This window comes from Lentzea sp. NPDC004789 (assembly GCF_053601075.1).
Genome location: NZ_JBSGBE010000021.1, coordinates 32,573 through 54,188, shown reverse-complemented (window position 1 = coordinate 54,188; position 21,616 = coordinate 32,573). Strand labels below are relative to the sequence as shown.

Sequence of the window (21,616 nt, the reverse complement as noted above, 5' to 3'; positions counted from 1 at the left end):
GCCATGCCAAATGACCTGCCCTTCGAGGAGCCACAGAGCCGGCTGACCCCGGAAGAGCTCGCGGACATCGCCAAGGCCGTCGCCAACCAGCCAGCGCTCTGGGAGGACGAACTGCGACAGACCACAGCGGAACGCACCTACTCCGAGGTCTTCACCAACGAGCACCTCGGCGTGTGGGCGATCTCGTGGATGGCCGACGGTCACGACACGGGGTTCCACGACCACGACCGGTCCCGCGGCGCGGTCCACGTCGTCAGCGGGTGCATCCGCCACGAACACCTGCGGCTCGGCGAGCGGCCCACCGGAACGGCGGTGGACGCGGGCGGGACGTTCTGCTTCGACGACACCTTCATCCACCGCATGCGCCGTGAACCCGGCGCGGGGCCGACGATCACCATCCACGCCTACTCCCCGCCACTGCTGCAAACCGGCCAGTACGGCGAGAACCACGACGGTCTGCTGCACCGCACCCCGACCGATGCCGAAGAGCAGCTCAAACCCCACGGACACCAAGGCACCCCGACCGGCTGAAGCGTTGGGCGATCTGGTTTTGCGCTCCTCGTCGTGGCAACTCTCCTATATGGACCAGAACAGGGCACCGGTGCTGGAGGCGTTGCAGGCGTTCCGCGAGTGCGGTTACACACCGTTCAACCCACCCGGCCACCGCCAGGGCCGCGGCGCGGACCCCCGCGTGCTGGAGATCCTCGGTGAAGCCGTTTACGCCGCCGACGTCATCTCGGTCAACGGCCTGGACGACCGGCTCAACCGGCAGGGCGTGATCGAGAAGGCCCAGCAGCTGATGGCCGAAGCCGTCGGCGCCGAGCAGGCGTTCTTCTCCACCTGCGGCAGCTCGCTGTCGGTCAAGAGCGCCATGCTGTCGGTCGCCGGACCGCACGAGAAGATCATCGTGCCCCGCCACGCCCACAAGTCGGTCACCTCGGCGCTCATCCTCAGCGGCGTCTCGCCGGTCTGGCTCTCGCCGCACTGGGACGCCGAACGCCACCTGTCTCACCCTCCAGGCGCGGGCGAGGTGCGGAAGATGTTCGAGGCCGAGCCGGAAACCAAGGGCATGCTGCTGGTGACGCCCAACGACTACGGCACGTGCGGGGACATCCAGGCGATCGCCGACGTGTGCCACGAGTTCGGCAAGCCGCTGATCGTGGACGAGGCGTGGGGCGCGCACCTGCCGTTCCACCCCGAGCTGCCGCCGTGGGGCATGGACGCCGATGCCGACGTGGTCGTCACCAGCGTGCACAAGTCGGGCGCCGCGGTGGAGCAGAGCTCGGTGTTCCACCTGCAAGGCGACCTGGTCGACCCGAACGTCCTCAAGGCCCGCGAGGACCTCCTGGCCACCACCAGCCCCACCTCGCTCGTCTACGCCACCCTCGACGGCTGGCGACGACACATGGTCCAGCACGGCGAGGAACTTCTCACCGCGACTCTCGCGCTCGCCCACTCGACCCGTGCCGCCATCAACGACCTGCCCGGCCTGCGCGTGATGGGCGAGGCCGAGTTCATCGGTGAGGACCTGGCGCACTCGCTCGACCCGCTCAAGATGGTCGTCGACGTGTCCGCGCTGGGCATCAGCGGCTACCAGGCCACGGACTGGCTGCGCGAGCACCAGCGCGTCACCCTCCGCCTGTCCGACCACCGGCGGATCGTCGCCCAGTTCACCCACGCGGACGACCACCGCACCGCGGGCATCCTGCTCGACGCACTCGGCGCGCTGACCAAGGCCGCCGGCGGATTCGAGCCGCCCCCACCGGTGGACCTGCCCTCTCCACAGGATCTGCAGCTGGAGACCGCGATGCTGCCCCGCGACGCGTTCTTCGCCGAGGTCGAACAGGTCGAGGCCGACCAGGCCGTGGGGCGGATCTGCGCCGAGATGATCACGCCCTACCCGCCCGGCGCCCCGGCGGTCCTGCCCGGCGAGGTGATCACCAAGGAGGTCGTCGACTACGTCCGCAGCGGCTTGAACGCCGGGATGGAACTACCTGATCCGGCCGATCCAGAGCTGAAGAGCTTCCGCGTGGTGGCCAGGAAGCCGTGACATGTACGCGGACGACCTGGTGCGGCCGTGGTGGGACGCGCTCGGCGTCGAGGTGCCGCTGTTCGACGTCCACACCCATGTGGGAACGCACGATCCCAGTGGTTTTCCGCCAGGCCGGAGCAGCCGTCTTCCCGATGACCGAACCCGAAGGCTGTCGGGCCGCGAACGACGCGGTGCTGAACGCCTGTAGCGGAGGACTGGTCGCGTTCTGCCGGGTCACGCCCGACGAGCCCGGCGAAGCCCCGCGGTGTGTCGAGGCCGGGCGGCGGGGATCAAGCTGCACCCGGCCAGCGACAAGTTCGAGCTCGGCGACGACCGGCTCGCCTTGTGGTGGCCGGCGTCGGCAACCGAGTGCCCCGGTGGCGCCCGACAGCCGTGGCGACACCCCCACCGGCGTTGCCGGCCAAACCGCCGGGATGGCCGGCACGCGGCGGGGTATCCGCAGCCATGAACCTTCATGACGTGTTGCGCACCGCGGAGAACCTCCGTGCCGCTGACCGGCCGGCGGCAGTGATCGCGGCCGCCGCGCGGCGGCTTTTGCGGTCGTCACGCCTCCGCGAGGTGCTGCGCGGATCGTGGCTCGGCCATCCGCTGCACCCCCTGATCATCACCGTGCCCATCGGAGCCTGGGTGTGCGCGTCGGCGCTGGACGTTCAGGCAGGCAACGAGGACGCCGCGCGCCGCCTCACCGGTATCGGCTTGGCGGCGGCACCACCGACCGTCCTCCTGGGACTCGCGGACTACGACGGGCTGGGGCGGCGGCAGCAGCGGGTCGGGGTCGTGCACGCGGTCGCGAACACCGCCGCGTTGGCCTGCTTCACCGCGTCCTACGCCGCACGACGACGCGAGGCCCACACCGGGGGAAAGCTGCTGAGCCTGCTCGGACTGGCGGCGCTCGGCGTCGGCGGCGCGCTCGGTGGCCACCTCTCCTACGCCCAGGGCGCCGGTGTGTTCCGCTGGCAGAGCCCCGCGGAGGACAGCAACGTGCGCCCCTTCGAGGTGCGCCGTTCCACCCGGCACGTCCGTTGAGTCACTCCACCTGCACGGCGAGCCCGCGGACGGCGAGCACCGTCGACTCCGGACTCTCCGGCAGCACGAACTCGGCGTCGACCGGCTCGCCGTCCCACCGCAGCGGTTCCCGTGCGGCCAGGCGGATCTCTCCGCCTGGCTGGGTGACGGTCGCGCCGTCCTGCTCCAGTACGACGGTCCCGCCGTCCTCGGCTCCGCCGGCGTCCGGCAGCTCGGCGACCAACCGCATGGTGGCGCCGTCGCACTCCCCGATGAAGTCCAGGACCATCGTCTTGGACCGCAGTGTCACTTCGGCGCCGTCAGCGCGGCAGCGAGTTCGCGTCATACGTCAGCCCTACCCGTCCAAGCCAGGATCCAACCTCCGTCACCCGCCCCGGTTGTCGACGGCAGAGCTCAGCGTCGCGGCCACCTCGTCGAGGTCGCGGTCCGTGATCGGCCGTCCTCCGAGACGCTCCAGCAGCTCCTCTCTCGTGACCACGGGGAGGGCGCCGGACGCCACCTCCACGCGGTCCGCCACCACGTAGCGGCCCTCCACCAGCACCAGCGTCGCGTCCGGGCGGTCCGACTGGAGGAGTCTTTTCAGGTCGTCGACGGGAACAGGCATGACGATCGCACCTCCTCGCCTTCGGTCAGCCGTCGTCGCTGAAGCGGCCGCCACCGTCCAGTCCCGCACCCGGACCGCTGGGGTCACTGGGCGCGCGCTCCGACGCCTCTTCCTCGGTGGGCGTCAACGGCGTACCGCTGCCTTCTTCGGCCGCACCACGTTCCACGCCATCATGTTCCGGTTCGGTCACAACGAACTCCTCTCATCGGTCATCGGCAGCGCGAAGGTCTCTCCACGCGCCACCACGTGGATGTCGAACCCGGACCGGCGCCCCGAGATCTCGGCGGTGAAGTCGGACAGCGGTGATTTCATGACCCCGTACTCCTCGTAGTGCACGGGCACGGTGGTGCGCGGCGCGAGCAGTTCGACCAGGTCGGCGCCCTGCTTGCCGTCCATCGTGAGCAGCACACCGAGCGCCTTGGTGCCGCCGAGGTGCACGACCGCGAGGTCGATGCCCTCGAACCGGTTCCGGATCTGCCGCAACGCCGGATGCACCAGCGTGTCGCCGCTGAGGTAGATCCGGAACGGCAGGACGCCCGCTGCCTCCCGGTACTCGAGCATGGTGCCCATGACGGGAGGCAGCAAGCGCCCCAGCGGTCCCAGCGCGTGCCGGCCGGGCAGTGACGTGACGGTCAGCTTCGCCGCGCCACGCGACAGCGTGACGGTCTCCCACGTGCGCAACGGCGCCGCCTCCCGAAATCCTCTGCGGTACAGGCGTTTCGCGGCGTGCGGGGTGGTCAGCACAGGCAGATCACGCGCGAGCTCGCGGCTCGCCACCCGGTCGAAGTGGTCGCCGTGCAGATGGGACAGCACCACGGCGTCCAGCCCCGGCAGGTCCGCGATCTCGATCGCCGGATCGGTGAGTCTGCGCGACACCAGACCCTGGCCGATGTACGTCCACTGTCCTTTGTGGAGGAAATTGGGATCGGTCAGCAGCGTGAACGGGCCGAGCCGGAGCACCGTGGTGGCGTTGCCGACGAACTGCAGCGAGCCGGTCATCGTCAGCCTCGGTCAGGGTCGTCGGAGACCGAGTAGTCCGAGAGGCCCACGTTGCCCGTCGGGTTCGGCTCGGGATGGGCGGACCCGGAGCCGCTGCGCCCCGGAACGGTGTCCGCCTCGTCCGTCCCGGCCTCCTCCAGCGAGGCGCGGCTCGCTTCGTCGTACTCGTGCTCCGGGTCCTGGCGCTCAGTGCTCATGCCGGTCGGCTACCCCGGCACCGCCGCGATGAACGTGCCGGCCGACATCAAAGGCGGAAGACCGCGCGGACGCAGTCGTCCTCCTTCTTCTTGAACAACTCGTACCCAGCACAACGCCTTCACAGCCGACCACCGCCCCCGGCCCGACTCGTCACCAGCTGCAACGCCTTACCCATCGGACCCGGATGCGTGGGCGCCGTGTCGGGCCGGACCACCTCGCCCGCTTCCAGGATCGCCTTCGCCTTGCGTGGACAAGTTCCCGTTGGGCGCCTTGATGAACAAGGGACTGACCGTCCGCGGCGCGCAGCAGCACGGGCAGCGCTAAATCCCGAGGCTGCTCGACCGCATCGCGTCCGGCGAGCTCGTGACCAATCACCTGGCGACGCACGTGATGCCGCTCAGCGAGGGCGCGCGGGGAACAACCAGAGGGCGACACCGGTTCGACTCGACTCGCGCGGGCAACCGGCGAGATCGGTTTCGACGACGTCACCCACGACCTGATCTCCGTGGTCGTACCTGGCTTCCGTTTGCGCGCCAACGGCACGGGTAGCCGGGCACGACCGAAGCACGCCTTCGCTTCCCGCTTGGAGTCGTCATGCCTCAGACCGGAACCGCGGTGCGCACGCCAGTGCAGAAAGCCGCACTGGCAGTCAGCATCGTGTTCGCGCTCGTCGGTGTCGCGGGTTTCATCCCCGGTCTCACAACCGGCTACGACACCCTGCAGTTCGCCGGCCACGAGTCGCAGGCAATGCTGCTCGGAGTGTTCATGGTGTCGATTCTGCACAACATCGTGCACCTGGCGTTCGGTGTCGTCGGATTCCTGATGTCCCGCACGGCACACGGCGCGTACTGGTACCTCGTCGGCGGCGGAATCGTCTACCTGCTGCTGTGGCTCTACGGCCTGGTGATCGACCACGACAGCACCGCCAACTTCGTGCCCCTCAACACCGCCGACAACTGGCTGCACCTGCTGCTGGGCGTCGGCATGGCCGGGCTCGGGCTCGCATTGGGCCGCGGCGCCCGCACCACCAGGCATCGAGGCTAGAGCTCCACTCCCCCAGTGATGATCAGCAGTGCGGCATCGACGACCGCCACCGCGAGCAAGGCGTTGAAGTTCGCCCGCGATCCGGCACGCCGGCCGCGGATCCGGCCGATCAGGAGGATCACGATCGACAACGGCACCGCCACCAGTCCCGCCGTCGTGACGGGACCCGACGGGCCGAACGCGAGGACCACTCCGGTGATCACCGCCAGCGCGGATGCGACGCCCGCGCTGGCGGCCTTGCCGAGCCGGTGCGGCAGGCCGCGCACCCCGGTGGCGGCGTCGTCTTCCAAGTCCGGCAACACGTTGGCGAAGTGCGCGGCGCTGCCCAGCGTAGCGGCGGCCACGATGAGCCACGACGGCGGCCATTCCCCGCCCGGTCCGCCCAGCGTGACGAACGCGGGCAACAGTCCGAACGAAACCGCGTACGGCACAACCGAAATCACCGTCGCCTTCAAGCCGAAGTCATATGCCCAGGCGAAACACAGCATCACGACGTGCACGAAGGTGGCGTCCACGCCGGACAGCAGCGACAACAGAATCGCCGCCACCGCGGCGATGACCGTGGCGACGCCGACCGCCCCGCGGGTCACAGCACCAGACGCGACGGGCTTGTCCCGGCGGCCGACGCCGGCGTCTCTGCCGGCGTCCAGCAGGTCGTTGAGCCAGCCCACGGACAGCTGCCCCGCCAGCACGGCGGCGGCTACGGCGACCACACCGCCGGGAGATCTGCCGGTGGTCATGGCCAGCGCTGCGGCGACCGCGGTGACGGCGAGAGAAGGCAACGGATGACAGGAACGCGCGAGAGCTTCGAGGCGGCCCATGGATCTCCAGTCTGCCAGTCGCAGGCCGACGTGCAGGTCGATCTTGAACCGAACGACCCGGAGCTCTACGAGCGGCTCGCCGTCCAGTGGTGGCAGCCGCGGGGCCCGTTCGCGATGCTGCACTGGCTCGCGGTCGCCCGCGCTCAGGTGATCCCGGCGGCACGGCCCGGTGCGGTCCTGGTCGACCTCGGTTGCGGTGCGGGCCTGCTCGCACCGCACGTCCACGGCTACCGCCACATCGGCGTCGACCTCTCGGAGTCCGGTCTGCGGCAAGTAGAAGAGCACGGCGTCGAAGCGATCCGCGCCGACGTCCTCGCCGTGCCGTTGCCCGACGGGTGCGCGGACGTGGTCGTCGCCGGCGAGATCCTCGAACACGTCCACGACCTCGCCGGTGCGATCGCCGAAGCCTGCCGGTTGCTCAAGCCGGGTGGCCTGCTGGTGCTGGACACGCTCGCCGACACCGCCCTGTGCCGCCTGGTGGCGATCGGAGTCGCCGAACGCGTCGGTCTCGCACCGCGCGGCGTGCACGATCCCGCGTTGCTCGTGAATCGTCACGTACTGGTGCGGGAATGTGCCCGGCACGGTGTGCACCTCGCGCTGCGGGGTATCCGCCCGTCACTGCTCGACCTGCTCGCGTGGTCGGTGCGTCGAAGGTCTTCGGTCCGCATGCTTCCGACCGCGATCACGGCCGTGCTCTTCCAGGGTGCCGGCCGCAAGAAGGGATGAGCCTTGGACCTCCACTCCCTGGCCGAACGCATGTCCAGCCGGGCGGCGCGCTACGACGCGTCCGGTGACTTCCCCGAGGAGGACTTCGACGACCTGCGCGCGGCCGGACTGCTCGGCCTGATGGCACCGCGGCACCTGGGTGGCGCCGGTGCGTCGTTCGCCGACTACACCGACATCGCGATGCAGCTCGGTAGTGGAGCGGGAGCAACCGCGCTGATCTTCAACATGCACGCGTCCGTCACCGGGGCGCTCGCTCACACACCGGACGAGCTGGTGCGGCAGTTCAGCGGGGCGGAGAGCTTCTTCGCCTTCCGCGACCGCGTGCTGAAAGCCGCGGCGGAAGGCGCCCTGTACGCGGTCGCGATGAGCGAACGGGGCATCGGATCCCGGCTGTCCCAGGTCAGAACCTCGTACGAGCGAACGGGTTCGGGCTTCCGCATCAGTGGCGCCAAGACGTTCGTCTCCGGTGCGGGGCACGCGGACGCGTACCTCGTCGCCGCCAGGGACAGCGACTCCGAGGATCCCAAGATCTCCTACTTCCTCGTACCGGCCGGTCCAGGTGTGGACGTGCACCCGACCTGGGACTCGCTCGGCATGCGCGCCACCGCCAGCCACGACCTGCACCTGCGAGTGGAAGTCGGTGAAGACGCGCTCGTCGGCGGCATCGAGGGCGCCGCGCTGCTGCTGGCACAGGTGATGCCGCAATGGCTGGTGGCCTCCTACGCCGCTGTCTACGTCGGCGTCGCTCAAGCCGTGCTGCGCCACGGCTCCGAGCACCTCCGCGAGCGCGGGCTGCACACCCTCCCCATGGTCCGCGCCCGGTTGGGGCGCGCCGACGTCCAGGTGGCCGCGGCGGAGCTGGTCGTCAGGAAAGCCGCCCGGTTCATCACCGAGGCTCCTGGCAGTCCCGAGGCGAACCGCTGGGTGTGGCGGGCCAAGCTGATCGCCGGTGACACCGCAGCCGCCGTCGCGTTCTCCGTGCTGGAGGCGGCAGGAGCTTCCGCCACCCGCCGCGGGCATCCACTGGAACGCCTCTACCGCGACGCGCGGTGCGGCGCGCTGCAACCGGCGACGTCCGACGTGTGCGCGGACTGGCTGGGCGCCGCCGCGATGGGCGACGACCCGGACGAGGTGGCTCGCTGGTGAGCGCGCACATCGCCGGGATCGGCACCGCGCTGCCTCCCGTGGTGGAGCAGGACACGATGTGGAAAGACCACTTCCGCCCGCTCCTTCACGAGAGCAGGGCTGCCGAACGGATCTTCTCGGCAGCAGGAGTGCAGCGCCGGCATGCTGTCGTCAGTCCACTGGACTTCGACGTGTCGGAGTGCACGACCGGCGAGCGCATGCGCTTCTACAACGCGTTCGCGCGAACGTTGGGTCATGAAGCGGTCACAGCCGCCCTCGCCTCGGCACGCCTGGAACCCGCCGACATCGGTCAGCTCACCGTCGTGTCGTGCACGGGATACACCGCGCCGGGACTCGACGTGCAGCTGGCCGCTTCGCTCGGACTGGCCGACGACGCGCAGCGACTGCTGGTCGGGCACATGGGCTGCTACGCCGCCCTGCCCGCGATGGCCACCGTGGCCGACTACGTCAATGCTCATCGGCGCCCCGCGGTGTTGCTGTGCCTGGAACTCACGTCACTGCACGTTCAACCATCCACAACGGATGCCGGTCAGATCGTGTCGCACGCGCTCTTCGGTGACGCGGCCACCGCGGTCGTCGTACGGCCGGACGAGGGCGACCTGGAGATCGTCGCCACCAGCGCCGTCACCGATCCGTCCACAGCGGACCACATGACCTGGACCGTCACCGACCACGGCTTCCGGATGACGCTGTCCCCGCAGGTGCCCGAAGTGCTCGGCAAACACGTGCGAAACGCCGTCGAGCGTCTGCTGGGCGAGCACGGGCTCACCGTGCCCGAGGTGCCTGGCTGGGCCGTACACCCCGGCGGACCGCGCATTCTGGACACCGTCGAGCACGAGCTCGGACTTCCGCCGAACGCGCTCGAACCGTCGCGACACGTGCTGCGCGAACACGGGAACTGTTCCTCGGCAACGGTCCTGATGGTCCTGGACGAACTGCTGCGAGGTACCACCGCGCGGCCGGGCGATCCTGTGGTGGCGATGGCGTTCGGTCCAGGACTGACCCTGTACATCACGCTCTTGCGCGCGAGGTGAGCATGCGATCCGTGGCAGGCACCGTCGTTCTCGTCACCGGAGGCTCCGCCGGCATCGGCAGGATCACCGCCCGGCGGCTCGCGAGGAAAGGTGCGCAGGTCGTGATCTGCGGCCGTGACCAGGAACGGCTCGACGCCGCCCTGGCCGACCTGCCCGATGCGTGGGGCGTCCGTTGCGACGTCACCGAGCCAACGGATCGGGAGTTGCTCGTGCGCACTGTCGTCGAACGCTTCGGCCGCATCGACGCGCTGGTGAACAACGCCGGCCAGGGCCGCGTCGGCAAGCTCACCGACCTCAGCGGCGACCAGGTGACAAGCCTGGTCGACGTCAACTTCACCGCGGTGGCGGAGCTGACCCGGCTGGTGCTTGCGCAGTTCGGTACCCGTGGCGGTCAGGTGGTCATGATGTCGTCCATCGGCGCATGGGTTCCGGTGCCGCCGTTGTCGCTGTATTCCGCCACGAAGGCCGGCGTGCTGGGCCTGGCTCTCGGGCTGCGCCGCGAGGTGCCGCACGGCGTGCGGGTGCACGTCGTCTGTCCCGGCCCGATTCGCACCGAATGGCTCACCCGCGACCTCAACGGCAGGCCCGCCGAGCAGTCCGCGCCACGTCAGCTGTCCGCGGGCTCCGATCCCGAGCACGTCGCCCGCGCGGTCGAGAAGTGCCTGACCGCCAGGATCTCCCGGACCGTGGCCGTACCGCGCTGGTGGGAGATCGCGCGGCTGGGTTCGCTCGCACCGATCAGCCGAGTGCTCGACGCCGCCATCGCTCCTGCCTCGACGGCGATCGTCCGGCTGGCCCGGCGCTACGGCGAGCGGCTCGGTTCATCGTCCTGACGCGGTGGTCCCGCTCGGCTTCAGCGAACTGGGCGCGTCGGGGTGTGCCCCGTCCTCCACGCTGATGCCGAGCCGTTCGACCAGCTCGGCACCGAGCCAGCCGCCGAGACCGCCCCCGAGCAGGGCATGTCGGTGAACGGGCCGAGGTGGCAGGTGCGGGCTGCCTCCAGTGGTGTGAGTCCGTCGCGCAGGCCTTTCTGGGCGGTGGCGAGCACCAGCCGGTAGTACGCCCGGTGCTGGTCGAGCACCGTTGGCAGGGTGTGAGCGTCGATGACGGCGCCGTGGCCGGGCACCACGTGCTGGGGTTCGTACGAGGCGATCCAGTCCAGCGATCGCAGCGCACCTTCCAGGGAGCCCATGAACACCAACGGTGTGACCCGGTGAAAGAGCAGGTCGCCGGCGAACAACACGCGCGTTCCGGGGAGCCAGGCGATCACGTCGCCGTTGGTGTGGGCGGGATGGCTGTCGCTGTGCAAGGTGAGTGCCGTGTGGATCGTCAGGTCCGGGGCGCGTCGAGTCACCGCACCCCAGTCGGGCACGGGGTGCCAGATCGGTGGGCAGCCGTCGATGACGGTGTCGGCTAGGATTGTGCGTGCCGGAAACCGCATCCGTGCAGGTAGGCGGCATGGGAATCGTCGTGGATGTACACGCCGAGACGGCCCTGCGATCTACGGTGAGATGTTTGGTGGCCCCAGAGAAAGTCGTTCGTGGACGCCGCGGAGTCCGCGATCAAGCGGCTCGGCCGCACTCCGCGCGACATGGCCTACTTCACCGCTTCCGATCAGCCTCCGACCCAGATGCGCGTGGACGCGGTGCAGGACTGCGACATCTACGTGCTGATCCCGGCTACCGCTATGGCTGGCCGACGGCACCAGCCACCACTACAGCGCCCTTGCCGTTCGCCGACAGTGTCAGTTCAGGACGAGTGTCATGATGCTGCGGGCAGGCAACTGAGCGTTGAAAGTCCCGTTCGACACGGTGAAGTCGTTGTAGCGAGCGAGGTTCGCGCTCGCATTCGTCAACCAGGTGGAGGCGGTCGCGGACCCGATGTCCCGGATGGTGAACACGTGGTCGAGCGGCGACGTGTTTTTGTTGATGGCGACGATCACGATCCTGGCCCCGCTCTTGTACGCCGAGATGTAGACGTTCGCCTGAGGGTTCGCGGTCGCGGTGATTCGTGAATAACCGGGACGAACCCACTTCGAGAAATGGGCCATGTTGGCGCCGCGCTTGCTGATCTGTCCGTCCTCGCGCATCGGGCCGTAGGAGCGGCGGATGTACCACCACACGTAGGTTTGGAACCGGCCGTCCACCAGCGCGCGGTGGATGTGCTCGCCCACATCGAGCGCCTGTGGCCAAAGATCAGCGGAGTCGGTGCTGTTGGGGTAGTAGACCTCGGTCATCCACAGCTCTTTACCGCTGCCCTTCTCCCGGAAGAGCGGGTAGGGGAAGTCCGCGGTTCGGGTGCCGTAGAGGTGCGCGCCGATGATGTCCACGTTCGCCAGCGCGGCACTGTCGTTGAGAATGGGATCGGAGAAGTTCTTGCGGTACTGGAACGACTCGGGGGCGATGACCCTGGTCTTGATCGCGCCCGCGTTCTCGCGCAGGAATCGGACCATCTCACCGGACGTCCACGCCGTCCATTCCTGCGCGTAGTCCGGCTCGTTCTGGACCGAGATTCCGTACAGATTCACTCCGTTGTTCGCCATGAACGTGACGAAGTCGTTCAGGTGCTGCGCGTAAGCCCCGTAGGAGGAGTAACGCAGCCGCTTGCCTCCGGAGAAGGTCTCCGTCATCGAGGCAGGTGGATTCCACGGCGAGGCGAAGACCTTGGCCCCGAGTTCGACCGCGCGCTTCGCCGTGGCGACCTCACGACTCCAGTTGGCCCGGTCCTCGTGGACGGGGATGCGCAGCACGGAGAACCCGAGCTGCCCGGCACCGTTGCCGAACGCTGTTTCACGCTGAGCGGCGGTGAGGTCGCTGATCCACACGGTGTGGTTCATCCCGCCGAAGCCAAGGATCGTCTGCTGCACGTTCGACGGCTCGACGACCACCGAGGCGGCCGCGGCAGCGGGAACCCCGGCCGCCAGCGCTGGCAGCGCGATGCCCGCCGCCAGCAATGTACGCCGACGTAAGGGATGCGAACCCGCGCTGTCCAAATGCTCTCGCTCTGACGTCATGGCATCTCCGTGAAGTTTGCTCTCGTTCAAGATCGAAATACATCGGATGCCGGGTCGCCCACGCAAAACCGTGCCGACTTCCGGAGTGAGGACAACAACTCTGGGAACGCTCCCGGCAACCAGTACTAACAGCACTCGGGCACCACAGTCAAGGAAGCCAACAATCGAATTCGTCGAACAACAAAAGTTGAGAAGGTCCATACCCTCGGCGGCGCAGCGAGGCTGATCCAGTTGGCCCAGGCACAGGTAGATCAACTAAAGACGACTCGCCGGCCACGGTTGAACGCAAAGCGCAAGGCAATCACTTCACATGATGTTCAGCCCACCTGAGGTGACGCACCTGGAAGTGCCGCCGAACCGTTCCGCGCAATAGGCGTGATTCCAGATCAGCGCGCGGTCCAGCAGTTCGGCGCGAAGCGTCTTGACCCAGCGTTCGATGAGGGAATTCATGCCGGGCATCCGGACACCGGTCGGCACCGTAGCGATCCAGCGGTGCCGAAGATTTTGTCGATCAACGCGGGGTATTCGGCGTCGCGGTCACGAATGAGGAAATTGAGGCGAAGGCGCGGGAGACGGCGAGATAGGCGAAGCGGACCATCACGGCCGCGATCACGCCGGATGACGACCACTACCCATCGATGCCTCTTGACCTGCATGGACGTATTCGTCTGCACGCACGGCGCTACGACCACCGGGCGGTCGAGACGCCGCGGCAGCGCTGCTACGTCGCCCGCTTCGAGGCGTCGTAGGACCGTTCCGGACGGTCAGGCGCGCTCGACGGCGTCGGCCTGCGGGCCCCGGTCGCTCTGCCGGATGCGGAAGCGCACCCGCTCCCCAGCCACCAGGGGCTCACCGGAGACCACTGAGACGTGCACGAAGAGGTCGGGCCCGCCCGAGTCGGGGGTGATGAAGCCGAAACCGCGGTCGGCGTCGTAACGGGCCACCGTGCCGTCGCCGGCGCGGGCTGCGGACCGGGCGGCCGGACGAGCCTGGCTGGGGGCCGCGGCCTCCACCGGCTCGCCCGCGGCCACGAACCGCACCTCACGCGCCTGACGACCCTGGTCCACGGTGACCGTCGTGAACGAGACCCGGTCGCCCTCGACCGGCAAGTACCCCTCGTCGACCAGGGCACGCACGTGCAGGAAGACGTCGCCAGCCCCGTCGTCGGCGGCCACGAAGCCGAACGACTTCTCCTCGTCGAACCACAGAACGGAGCCGTCGGCACCGTCGCCGGCCGCGACCAGAGGGGCCCTGCGGACCCCGGCGTCGAAGCTCAGCGGCACCACGTGCTGCGCCTGCGGCCCCTTCTCCCCCGCGGTGACGACGAAGGCCACCCGCTGCCCGGCCGCGAGGACGCCCCCGGTGACGATGGCGGAGGAGTGCACGAACACCTCCGCACCCCCGCCGTCCGGCACGGCGAACCCGTAGCCCTTGGCCGGCTCGTACCAGGAGACGGTGGCGAGCACGCCCAGGGTCGCGTCAGGCGAGGCGTCGCCGGTGACGGTGACGTGCAGCGCCTGCGGACCGCGGGGTCCCTCACCGGGCTCGAACTCCACCGTCTGGCCCTCGCGCAGCACCCGGGCCGCACCCTCACCCCGCACCTGCGAGACGTGCACGAAGATGTCGGCGCTACCGTCGTCCGGGGCGAGGAAGCCGAAGCCGCGCTCGAGGTCGTACCAGCGGACGGTTCCCTGCTGCACGGTGCACTCCTGGTCTCGCGGGTGGTCGGGGGTCCAGTCTCCCAGGCGCCGCATGTACATGCTGACCCCGACGCCCGGCAGCTCCGCCGTGAGCACATCGCCGAAGTCACCGAGTTCGCGCGCCGTCACCAGCCGTTGCCCGAGTTCGCGGACGTCCTCATCGCGTTTCTCTGCTATGACTCAAGCCACATACTGACCGAATGACCAGTCTGGTCAGTACGCTTCTTCGTATGAGACGAAACGAGAACGGACGTGTCCTGATCGTCGGCATGGGCATCAGCGGACTGGCCACGGCGGCGCGGTTGCGCCGGGCCGGATGGGAACCGGTGATCGTCGAGCGCGCGCCGCAGCGGCGGTCGGGTGGCTACTTCGTTGCGCTGTTCGGCGCCGGCCAGGCGGCCGCGCGCCGCCTGGGCATCCTCGACCACGTGCACGACCGCACGTCGTCGCTGGCCTCGGTGTCCATCGACCGCAAGGGCGGCGCGAGGCCGGGCATGTCGTACTCCGACCTGCCCGGCAGGCCGTGGCTGATGGTGCGCGGCGACGTCGAGGAGGCGGCCTTCGCCGCTCTGTCCGAGGACGTCGAGGTGCGCTTCTCCACCGGCCCCACAACCATCACCCAGGACGCCGGTGGGGTCGATGTGACGCTGCGGAACTCGGCGACCGGCGTCACCACCACCGAGCGGTTCGACCTGGTCGTGGGTGCGGACGGGCTGCGCTCAACGGTGCGATCACTCGCTTTCGGGCCGCACGAGCGGTACCTCAGGCGGATGGGGTTCATGCTCGCCGCATTCGAGTACCCTGGCGTGCCCGCCGGGCTGGCCGCGGGACAGGGGGCGACGTTGCTCGAGCCCGGCCGTTCGATGTGGGTCTTCGGGTTCGCCGACCACAACCCGACGATCCTGCTCAGCTACCGCACCGACGACGTGGACGCCGAGTTCACCCGGCCGATCGGCCACAGCGTCCGCGCGGCTTTCGGGCCGCAGCCGCCCGGCCGCACGCTCGGCTCCGTCCTCGACGCGCTCGACACCACCGACGCCGTCCTGTTCGACTCGGTCGAACAGGTGCGCATGGACAGCTGGCACCGCGGCCGGGTCGTCCTGGTCGGCGACTCCGCCTGGTGCGTGACCCTCTACGCCGGCATGGGGGTGTCCTCCGCGCTGGCCGGAGCCGACGTGCTCGGCACGATGCTCGAACGTCATCCGGGCGACATCGCGACGGCACTGACCGAGTGGGAACGCGGCCTGCGCCCCTACCTCACCCACTACCAGGACGCCGCGCCCGACGACCGGAGGATCTTCGTCCCCGACAACCACGCGCAGATCCAGCTGCGCCGCGCCATCCCGCTGCTCGGCAGGTCGAGGCTCGGCAAGCGGCTCGCCGACCGGATCATGCGGTTCGACGAGATCATCGACTACAAAGGCTCCGACATCGTCGCCAAGATCCTGGGCGAGCCGATCAGCCCCGCGGAGGAGACACGAGTTGCCTGAGTCATCCGGACACCCACCGTCCAAGGTGACACGCGTCCTCGCCGCCGCGGGCGAGCTGGTCCTCTCCCGCGGTAGCAGGGGCGTCACCATCGCCGAGGTGGCGCGCAGGGCCCACATCGGCAAAGGAACCGTCTACCTGTACTGGAAGACGAAGGAAGATCTCCTGCTCGACCTCGTCTGCCGCGACTTCCTCGCGCTCGCCGACGAGACGATCGCGGCCGTCACCGAGGATCCGGACCTGGCGCGCCCTTCCCGGTTGTGCGCGCAGATGCTCCAGGCAACCACCGCGCACCCGTACGTCGGCGCCTTGAGCGGTGGCGACGAGGAGCTGCTCGGCGCCTTGGCCGACGACCCCCGCTCGACCACCTTGCTCGACGCCCTCGGGCCCGACGCGGTCATGCGCCAGATCCTGCCCATCTGGCGCGCGAACGACCTGGCCAGGACCGACTGGCCCCTCGGAGAACAGGCACTCGCGCTCGACTCGCTCATCTCCGGGTTCAAGCTGACCACCACCCGCCGGTCCGCGCCCATGGTCGACGACCCCGAGCGAGTGCTCGCCGCCGCCGTCACCGCTCTGCTCGGGCCGGAACGGGCCACCCCGCAACAGATCCGGGCCACCGCCGCCGCAGGTGTCCGCGACCTCGACGAGAAGCGCGCGGTCGTCGTGGACCTCCTCTCCCAGCCCGCCACGCCCCGGTAGAGCAACTCGCCCTCCGGGTCGGTGGCGGTGAGGATGCCCTGTCCGATGGCGGCCATCAAGATCGGGGTTGATCATTCTTTTCCGCCGTCGAGCCGCAGCAGAAGCCCGCTGCGGTCGGCGATCTCCGCCTGGCTGACTCCCCCTGCCGCGCGCCGGACGTCGTACACGCCCGGCGCGTGCCTTGGGCCGCCCTCTTCCCTGTCAAGGACAACACAACGACTCACCACCATCGGACCTGCAGACCGCGTGCTACAGCGGAGTGCACACCGACGCAATGCTGCCTTCATGGCCTCCACCGGTGCAGCGGAACCTCGAGATCCCATCGCCGGTCAGGACGACGGTCCCGTACTGGTCGGGGAAGCTGGTCGTGACCGAATGGACCACCGTGCCGTTGACGTCGAGAGCCTCGATCAAGAACGGCTTGTTGAACTGGCCGACGCGCACCCGCACCCAGGGCACCACGACCAGCAGTTCGACGTCGATGCCGGGATCGAAGAACTGCAGAGCGCGAACGCCCTTCGTCTGGTTCACGAAGGAGGCTCCCGGCGCGCCGGGGAGGTCCTCGAACGTCATTCCCGCCAACGTGAACTTGGGGCCGAGCACGGTGTCGTCGGGAAAGAGGGCGAAGTCGACGCACCACGTGATCGCTTTGGGTTTTCCCTTGCCGTTCACGCGCCTTACCCCTGTGCTGAGACGAACTCGCCGATGTGGTCCACCTGGCCGTTGCCGTCTCCCCTCGGCGCAGCCTCCGAGAGCTGCGCGGCGTCCAGCACCGAAGGCGGCCCGTCGGTGGGTGGCGTGAACGGCTGAACGGTGCTCATCACACCGACGATCATCGGTCCCGGAGCGGAGACCGTCGTGCCGTCGAAGGTCGACCGGTACCTGCTCGACGACGAGCCACTCCGATGGCTGCCCGACAGGTTGAACGTCAGGAACGACACGTCGGCGCCCAGTGTCGTGGCCTGTGCCGCCCTGTGCAGGTCGCTGGTTCCCCACTTGGCACTCGCCTTGAACTCCGACACCACGAGCAAGGCCGTGGGCAGCAACGGGAACACCCCGGGATTCACGTCGGCACGTCCGGTGGAGTAGTCACCAGGTGCCCTGCCCGCGGTGCTCCACCCGTGCAGCGAGGTCAGCGAAGACCGGTGCCAGCTTCGGCGACGGATCTCGACTCGCCCGAGTTTGAAGGACAGCGTGAGATCCTTGGTCTCGGCGCTGAGGTCGTATTGCTGCGTGGTCGTCGAACCGGCGGCTCCGACCCTCCACAGCCCGAAGTCGATGCCGCCTCCCGCGGCCCAGCTCGCGAACCTGGAGTCCGAGTTGAGCCGCATGCTGCTCGAGTTGATCGTGACCGTGGCGTACTGGTCGGCCGCGGCGTCGGCCATCCAGTTCGCCGGGAACGGCTGGCACAGGTGCCAGTCCGAAGCCGGGTCGACCAGGCTCGACTTCCGCGTCTCCGTGTACACGCGGCGGGCGCTCGCGAAGATCTCCGCCAAGCTCGACTGCTGGTACTGATCCACGGTGGCCAGGGCGGACTCGACAACGCCGGGGCGCGCGGTCTGCAGGTCGTTGTAGGCCTGATCGACCGGATCGCGAAGCAGCGGGCCGATGATCGCCCACTTGCGCTGGTCCTCCGGCTTGGTCAGGTCGTGCTGCAGGTAAGCGGACGTGTACGACGTCAGGGCCGCGACGTACCGCGCTCTCTTGTTCTTGTAGTTGCGGAACAGCGGCGAATCGACCGGAACCGTGATTTGCTTTCCTGTGTCGTCGTAGTCGATGCCGTCGACGGTCAGCACCTTCCACGCCTTCTCGAAGGCCTCCTGGCCGGCCGGGTCCGGAGGTGCTGGACGCACGTTCGCATTGACGATCTCGCCGTACAACTCGTCCACACCACCTCCCGGCGTGTACACAGGTGCGAGCAGCGGCGCGGGATCGACGAGCGTGGAGAAGTTCTCCGCGGCCGCCATCGAACCCGTCGGGTTCTCGGGCGACCACTGGTTCGCGAACTGCGCCTTGTCGATCGCCAGTCCGGGCCACATCATCGCCAGATGTGTTCGCGACCTCTGCAGTGCGGGCCTGCCGTCGCCAACTCCGGGCGGGGCCAGCGTCTGGGAGTCGAACAGCGCGTCGTAGAACGCCTGCAACAGGAACTTCTGGTTAATCGGCACAACAACCTCCTCGTGCGTTGGTGTCGCCGATCAGCCTGCGCGCGAGAACATCGGTGAGCCTTCGGCTGTTCTTGAACCCACAGGTCAAGTCTGTGCGGGATCGAGCAGACCTCGCAGCTTCCTCCGAACATCCGCGGCGTCCGGATGATGAAGATCGTCGAAGATGGCGAGTGCGTCGCTCAGTGCCCGCCGTGCGGCGCCCAACTCCATCTGGGCGACATACGCGTCTGCGAGCCGGGCCAGCGTGGCCGCGATCTCGAAGAGATCTCCGACGTCGCGATAGAGCGTGAGCGCCCGCGTGTAGCACTGGACCGCACGAGCGCTCTTGCCCATGTGGTGGTGAACGTAGCCCAAGCTGTCCCAGGTGACCGCCTGGCCTGCCCACTCATGGAGCTCGCGGTGCCGGGCGAGCGCCTGCTCACACAGCAGCAACGCGCGGCGATGGTTCCCGAGCCGACAGTGCGACCAGCCGACCTGGTTCAGCGCAGCCGCCTCGCCAGCGGCGTGACCACAGGTGCGGAAGATCTCCAACGCCTGCTCGCCGTGCTCCATGGCCACCGTGAACTTGCCTTGTGCGTCGTTCATGAGCGCGAGGTCGCGGTGAATCTCCGCCTGCCCCACCAGATTGCCCCTCTCGGCCTCCAGTGCCATCGCGCTGATCAGATGTGTGTGCGCCGCACCGAAGGAACGCAGCATCGTGAAGGCCTGGCCGAGGCCACGATGTGCGCTCGCCTGTGCGCCGAGGTCTGCCAGCCTGAGTCCAGCGGCGAGAGCCGCACGCCCGGCCGTGATCCAGTCGTGCCAACGTCCCTTGCGGTCGAAGTAGTCCGCCAAGGTCCACGAGATCTCCCAGACGTGGGCGTCGAACCCCGAGCCGGCGGCGACCGTGATGAGCGCTTGCAGGACCGGCGCCTCGGCTTCGAACCACTGCCAGGCCTGACGGTAGTCCTTCATCGTCTCCGGGAGGGTCCCCCGCACCAGAGCAACCAGCTGGATCCGTTCTCGCATGGGACGCAACAACATCGCTGCTGACGTCGCGGTGTGCAGGTAGTGATCCAGCAGGCGGTGCAACGCTTGTCCCCGCTCGGCCGCGGAATCGTCCAACCGGGACTGCTCTGCGGCGTAGGCCCGGATCAGGTCGTGGAAGAGATATCTCCCAGGCCGGTGCTGTTCGATCAGGTGAACGCGCCAGAGCTCCTCGATCGCACTCCCCGCGCTCCTGAGCGTGATGGCAGCCAGACTTGCGGTCGCCGACACCGAGACATCGGGGCCGGGGTGCGTGGCCAACAGTCGGAACACGCGCGCGGCAGGCGGTCGCAGGCGCTGGCACGACACCGAGATGGCCGCCCGGAAACTGATCTGCGGATCGTCGTCGTCGAAAGTGTCCAATCGCGACTGTTCGTTCGTCAGCTCGTCGGTGAGCGCTCGCAACGGGAATCCAGGTTCCATCGTGGCCCTGGCGGCGATCATCGCGAGCGCCAGTGGCAGACATCCCGAACCGGCGATGAGTTCGTCGACGACCTGAGCCTCCGCGTCGACCCGCCGGCGCCCCAGGTGCAGCACCAGCAACTCACGGGACTCCTGGTAGCTCAACGTGCGGACCAAGATCGACCGAGCGCCTTCGCGCGCCACCAGACCGGCCAGACGATGCCTGCTGGTGACGATGACCATCGAACTGCCGACGCCGGGCAGCAACGCCCGGACCTGTTCCTCGTCACGAGCGTTGTCCAGCACCACCAGCACCCGCCTGGTGCTCAGCAGGCTGCGGAACATCGCCGCCAACGCGTCGAGTTCCGCAGGAGCCTGGTCGGGGGAAACACCGAAAGCCGTCAGGAATCCCCGCAAGGCATCCGACGGAAGCAGGGCACGGCCGTCCAGGTCGAAGCCCTTCAGGTTTACGTACATCTGGCCGTCAGGAAAGGCGTCCTGAACGCGATGCGCCCAATGAACCGCGAGTGTGGTCTTCCCGACTCCCGCAGCGCCCGTGACAACCGCGACCACGGGCCCTCGACCGGCGGTCTGCCGCTCGCGGTCGAGCCCGGCGAGCTCGGTCCGCCTTCCCACGAAGTACGGCGTGTGGGCGGGCAGTTGTCTCGGCACAGGCGTGGCGGCCAGGTTCTGTCTCGTTCCGGACGCCGCCGGCGATCCGGTGACCGGCCGCTCGTGAATCTCCCTCACCTGCGGACCCGGATCGACCCCCAGTTCGTCCGCCAGACGCCTGCGCAGCTGCGCGTAGTGACGTTCGGCCTCGGCGTGCCGTCCGCACCGGTGGAGCGCTTGGATGACTTGTCCGGCAAGGCGTTCATCCAGCGGATGGGCGATCGTCTCCTCGATCATCTCGGCCAGGACCTCACTTTCCCGGCCGAGCTTCAGCGCGACGTCGTTGCGGTCGAGCACGGCGCTGAACCGCTCGTCCTCGAGCGTTGTCCTCAGCCCATCGATCCACCGCGTGGACAGCCCGGCGAACGGGGTACCTCGCCACAGGGCGAGCGCGCGTGCGAAGAGCTCCGCGGCCCGCCCGTCGTCCGACGACCTGGCCTCAGCGATCAGGCTGCGGAAGCGGTGCAGATCGAGCGTGTCGGCATCAGCGCTCAGAACGTAACCGGCGCGTTGCCGGGTGACGGTGACTTCTCCTGCGTCGGCGAGCCCGCGGCGCAGCCTGGAAAGATAACCGTACAAAGCATTTCTCTCCCGGTGGGGCAGATCATCACCCCACACCCGGTGCAGGATGCGATCAACCGGCACGGGCCTGCCGACATCGTGCAACAACGCCACGAGCACACACAGCTGTCTTGCGTGCCCCATCATGAGCTCTCGACCGTCAACTCGTACCTCGACGGTGCCGAGCACTCGGAACTCCACCGTCACGGAACCGTCCTAACCCTGACCACTAG

24 protein-coding genes and 1 pseudogene are annotated in these 21,616 nt (G+C 68.6%); 11 read left to right on the top strand and 14 right to left on the bottom strand.

Annotated features, from left to right (window positions below; all coding sequences use genetic code 11):
• The first annotated feature begins 3 nt into the window (after nt 1–3).
• The 4 genes from ACWEIJ_RS36410 to ACWEIJ_RS36395 all read left to right on the top strand — a co-directional run bounded on the left by ACWEIJ_RS36410 (nt 4) and on the right by ACWEIJ_RS36395 (nt 3,079).
• The gene (locus ACWEIJ_RS36410) at nt 4–531 is read left to right on the top strand and encodes a hypothetical protein (protein WP_449841801.1); all 528 of its coding nucleotides are present in this window, start codon (nt 4–6) and stop codon (nt 529–531) included.
• 49 nt (nt 532–580) lie between these two features.
• Nucleotides 581–2,050: an aminotransferase class I/II-fold pyridoxal phosphate-dependent enzyme gene (locus ACWEIJ_RS36405; RefSeq protein ID WP_449841800.1), complete on the top strand. Its 1,470-nt coding sequence runs from the start codon at nt 581–583 to the stop codon at nt 2,048–2,050.
• Nucleotide 2,051: 1 nt separating this feature from the next.
• Entirely contained in the window at nt 2,052–2,240 is a 189-nt protein-coding gene (locus ACWEIJ_RS36400) for a hypothetical protein (RefSeq protein ID WP_449841799.1), read from the top strand.
• 257 nt (nt 2,241–2,497) lie between these two features.
• A complete protein-coding gene (locus ACWEIJ_RS36395; RefSeq protein ID WP_449841798.1) occupies nt 2,498–3,079 on the top strand; it encodes a DUF2231 domain-containing protein in 582 nt (193 codons plus the stop codon).
• Between the two features lies 1 nt (nt 3,080).
• Here the strand turns inward: ACWEIJ_RS36395 and ACWEIJ_RS36390 are convergent, their stop codons facing one another.
• The 5 genes from ACWEIJ_RS36390 to ACWEIJ_RS36370 all read right to left on the bottom strand — a co-directional run bounded on the left by ACWEIJ_RS36390 (nt 3,081) and on the right by ACWEIJ_RS36370 (nt 4,879).
• Entirely contained in the window at nt 3,081–3,368 is a 288-nt protein-coding gene (locus ACWEIJ_RS36390; RefSeq protein WP_449841797.1) for a hypothetical protein, read from the bottom strand.
• A gap of 75 nt (nt 3,369–3,443) precedes the next feature.
• Nucleotides 3,444–3,683: a hypothetical protein gene (locus ACWEIJ_RS36385; protein WP_449841796.1), complete on the bottom strand. Its 240-nt coding sequence runs from the start codon at nt 3,681–3,683 to the stop codon at nt 3,444–3,446.
• A gap of 25 nt (nt 3,684–3,708) precedes the next feature.
• Nucleotides 3,709–3,873 (bottom strand): hypothetical protein, encoded by a 165-nt coding sequence (locus tag ACWEIJ_RS36380; RefSeq protein ID WP_449841795.1) that lies wholly within the window; start codon nt 3,871–3,873, stop codon nt 3,709–3,711.
• On the bottom strand, nt 3,870–4,682 hold the full coding sequence (locus ACWEIJ_RS36375; protein WP_449841794.1) for an MBL fold metallo-hydrolase: 813 nt from the start codon (nt 4,680–4,682) through the stop codon (nt 3,870–3,872). Before ACWEIJ_RS36375 ends, ACWEIJ_RS36380 begins: the two co-directional genes overlap by 4 nt.
• Before the next feature lie 2 nt (nt 4,683–4,684).
• The gene (locus tag ACWEIJ_RS36370; protein ID WP_449841793.1) at nt 4,685–4,879 is read right to left on the bottom strand and encodes a hypothetical protein; all 195 of its coding nucleotides are present in this window, start codon (nt 4,877–4,879) and stop codon (nt 4,685–4,687) included.
• Between the two features lie 595 nt (nt 4,880–5,474).
• Between ACWEIJ_RS36370 and ACWEIJ_RS36365 the strand changes: the two genes are divergently transcribed.
• On the top strand, nt 5,475–5,924 hold the full coding sequence (locus ACWEIJ_RS36365; RefSeq protein WP_449841792.1) for a DUF4383 domain-containing protein: 450 nt from the start codon (nt 5,475–5,477) through the stop codon (nt 5,922–5,924).
• Here ACWEIJ_RS36365 and ACWEIJ_RS36360 read toward each other — a convergent pair.
• Entirely contained in the window at nt 5,921–6,745 is an 825-nt protein-coding gene (locus ACWEIJ_RS36360) for a UbiA family prenyltransferase (RefSeq protein ID WP_449841791.1), read from the bottom strand. The two genes, ACWEIJ_RS36365 and ACWEIJ_RS36360, sit on opposite strands and share 4 nt — an antisense overlap.
• A 30-nt stretch (nt 6,746–6,775) precedes the next feature.
• On the opposite strand from ACWEIJ_RS36360, the gene ACWEIJ_RS36355 reads away from it, so the two are divergent.
• The 4 genes from ACWEIJ_RS36355 to ACWEIJ_RS36340 are packed head-to-tail and all read left to right on the top strand — an operon-like array spanning nt 6,776 to nt 10,484.
• Nucleotides 6,776–7,471 (top strand): methyltransferase domain-containing protein, encoded by a 696-nt coding sequence (locus tag ACWEIJ_RS36355; RefSeq protein ID WP_449841790.1) that lies wholly within the window; start codon nt 6,776–6,778, stop codon nt 7,469–7,471.
• 3 nt (nt 7,472–7,474) lie between these two features.
• A complete protein-coding gene (locus ACWEIJ_RS36350; protein WP_449841789.1) occupies nt 7,475–8,617 on the top strand; it encodes an acyl-CoA dehydrogenase family protein in 1,143 nt (380 codons plus the stop codon).
• Complete coding sequence (locus tag ACWEIJ_RS36345) at nt 8,614–9,651, top strand: type III polyketide synthase (protein WP_449841788.1); 1,038 nt, start codon at nt 8,614–8,616, stop codon at nt 9,649–9,651. Before ACWEIJ_RS36350 ends, ACWEIJ_RS36345 begins: the two co-directional genes overlap by 4 nt.
• A gap of 11 nt (nt 9,652–9,662) precedes the next feature.
• Complete coding sequence (locus ACWEIJ_RS36340; RefSeq protein WP_449841787.1) at nt 9,663–10,484, top strand: SDR family NAD(P)-dependent oxidoreductase; 822 nt, start codon at nt 9,663–9,665, stop codon at nt 10,482–10,484.
• Nucleotides 10,485–10,504: 20 nt separating this feature from the next.
• On the opposite strand, the gene ACWEIJ_RS36335 is transcribed toward ACWEIJ_RS36340, so the two are convergent.
• From ACWEIJ_RS36335 to ACWEIJ_RS36315, 5 genes and pseudogenes are all read right to left on the bottom strand, one after another.
• Nucleotides 10,505–11,005, bottom strand: coding sequence for an MBL fold metallo-hydrolase (locus tag ACWEIJ_RS36335; RefSeq protein ID WP_449841786.1), 501 nt, complete (start codon nt 11,003–11,005; stop codon nt 10,505–10,507).
• A 390-nt stretch (nt 11,006–11,395) separates the two neighbouring features.
• A complete protein-coding gene (locus ACWEIJ_RS36330) occupies nt 11,396–12,799 on the bottom strand; it encodes a glucuronoxylanase (RefSeq protein WP_449841785.1) in 1,404 nt (467 codons plus the stop codon).
• Nucleotides 12,800–12,970: 171 nt separating this feature from the next.
• Nucleotides 12,971–13,141 carry a hypothetical protein gene (locus ACWEIJ_RS36325; protein ID WP_449841784.1) on the bottom strand — a complete coding sequence of 57 codons (171 nt, stop codon included), beginning with the start codon at nt 13,139–13,141 and terminating at the stop codon, nt 12,971–12,973.
• Between the two features lie 287 nt (nt 13,142–13,428).
• Entirely contained in the window at nt 13,429–14,130 is a 702-nt protein-coding gene (locus tag ACWEIJ_RS36320) for a cold shock domain-containing protein (RefSeq protein ID WP_449841924.1), read from the bottom strand.
• A 30-nt stretch (nt 14,131–14,160) separates the two neighbouring features.
• A pseudogene (locus tag ACWEIJ_RS36315) lies at nt 14,161–14,364 on the bottom strand (cold-shock protein); the annotation flags it as partial.
• 230 nt (nt 14,365–14,594) lie between these two features.
• Here ACWEIJ_RS36315 and ACWEIJ_RS36310 point away from each other — a divergent pair.
• Together ACWEIJ_RS36310 and ACWEIJ_RS36305 are read left to right on the top strand one after the other, a co-directional pair.
• Nucleotides 14,595–15,854 carry an FAD-dependent monooxygenase gene (locus tag ACWEIJ_RS36310; protein ID WP_449841783.1) on the top strand — a complete coding sequence of 420 codons (1,260 nt, stop codon included), beginning with the start codon at nt 14,595–14,597 and terminating at the stop codon, nt 15,852–15,854.
• A gap of 25 nt (nt 15,855–15,879) precedes the next feature.
• Complete coding sequence (locus tag ACWEIJ_RS36305) at nt 15,880–16,554, top strand: TetR/AcrR family transcriptional regulator (protein WP_449841782.1); 675 nt, start codon at nt 15,880–15,882, stop codon at nt 16,552–16,554.
• Between the two features lie 249 nt (nt 16,555–16,803).
• Here the strand turns inward: ACWEIJ_RS36305 and ACWEIJ_RS36300 are convergent, their stop codons facing one another.
• From ACWEIJ_RS36300 to ACWEIJ_RS36290, 3 genes are all read right to left on the bottom strand, one after another.
• Nucleotides 16,804–17,226, bottom strand: a complete 423-nt coding sequence (locus ACWEIJ_RS36300) for a hypothetical protein (RefSeq protein ID WP_449841781.1) — start codon at nt 17,224–17,226, stop codon at nt 16,804–16,806.
• A gap of 5 nt (nt 17,227–17,231) precedes the next feature.
• Nucleotides 17,232–18,722 carry a hypothetical protein gene (locus ACWEIJ_RS36295; RefSeq protein WP_449841780.1) on the bottom strand — a complete coding sequence of 497 codons (1,491 nt, stop codon included), beginning with the start codon at nt 18,720–18,722 and terminating at the stop codon, nt 17,232–17,234.
• An 84-nt stretch (nt 18,723–18,806) separates the two neighbouring features.
• On the bottom strand, nt 18,807–21,590 hold the full coding sequence (locus tag ACWEIJ_RS36290; RefSeq protein ID WP_449841779.1) for a BTAD domain-containing putative transcriptional regulator: 2,784 nt from the start codon (nt 21,588–21,590) through the stop codon (nt 18,807–18,809).
• Between the last annotated feature and the right edge of the window lie 26 nt (nt 21,591–21,616).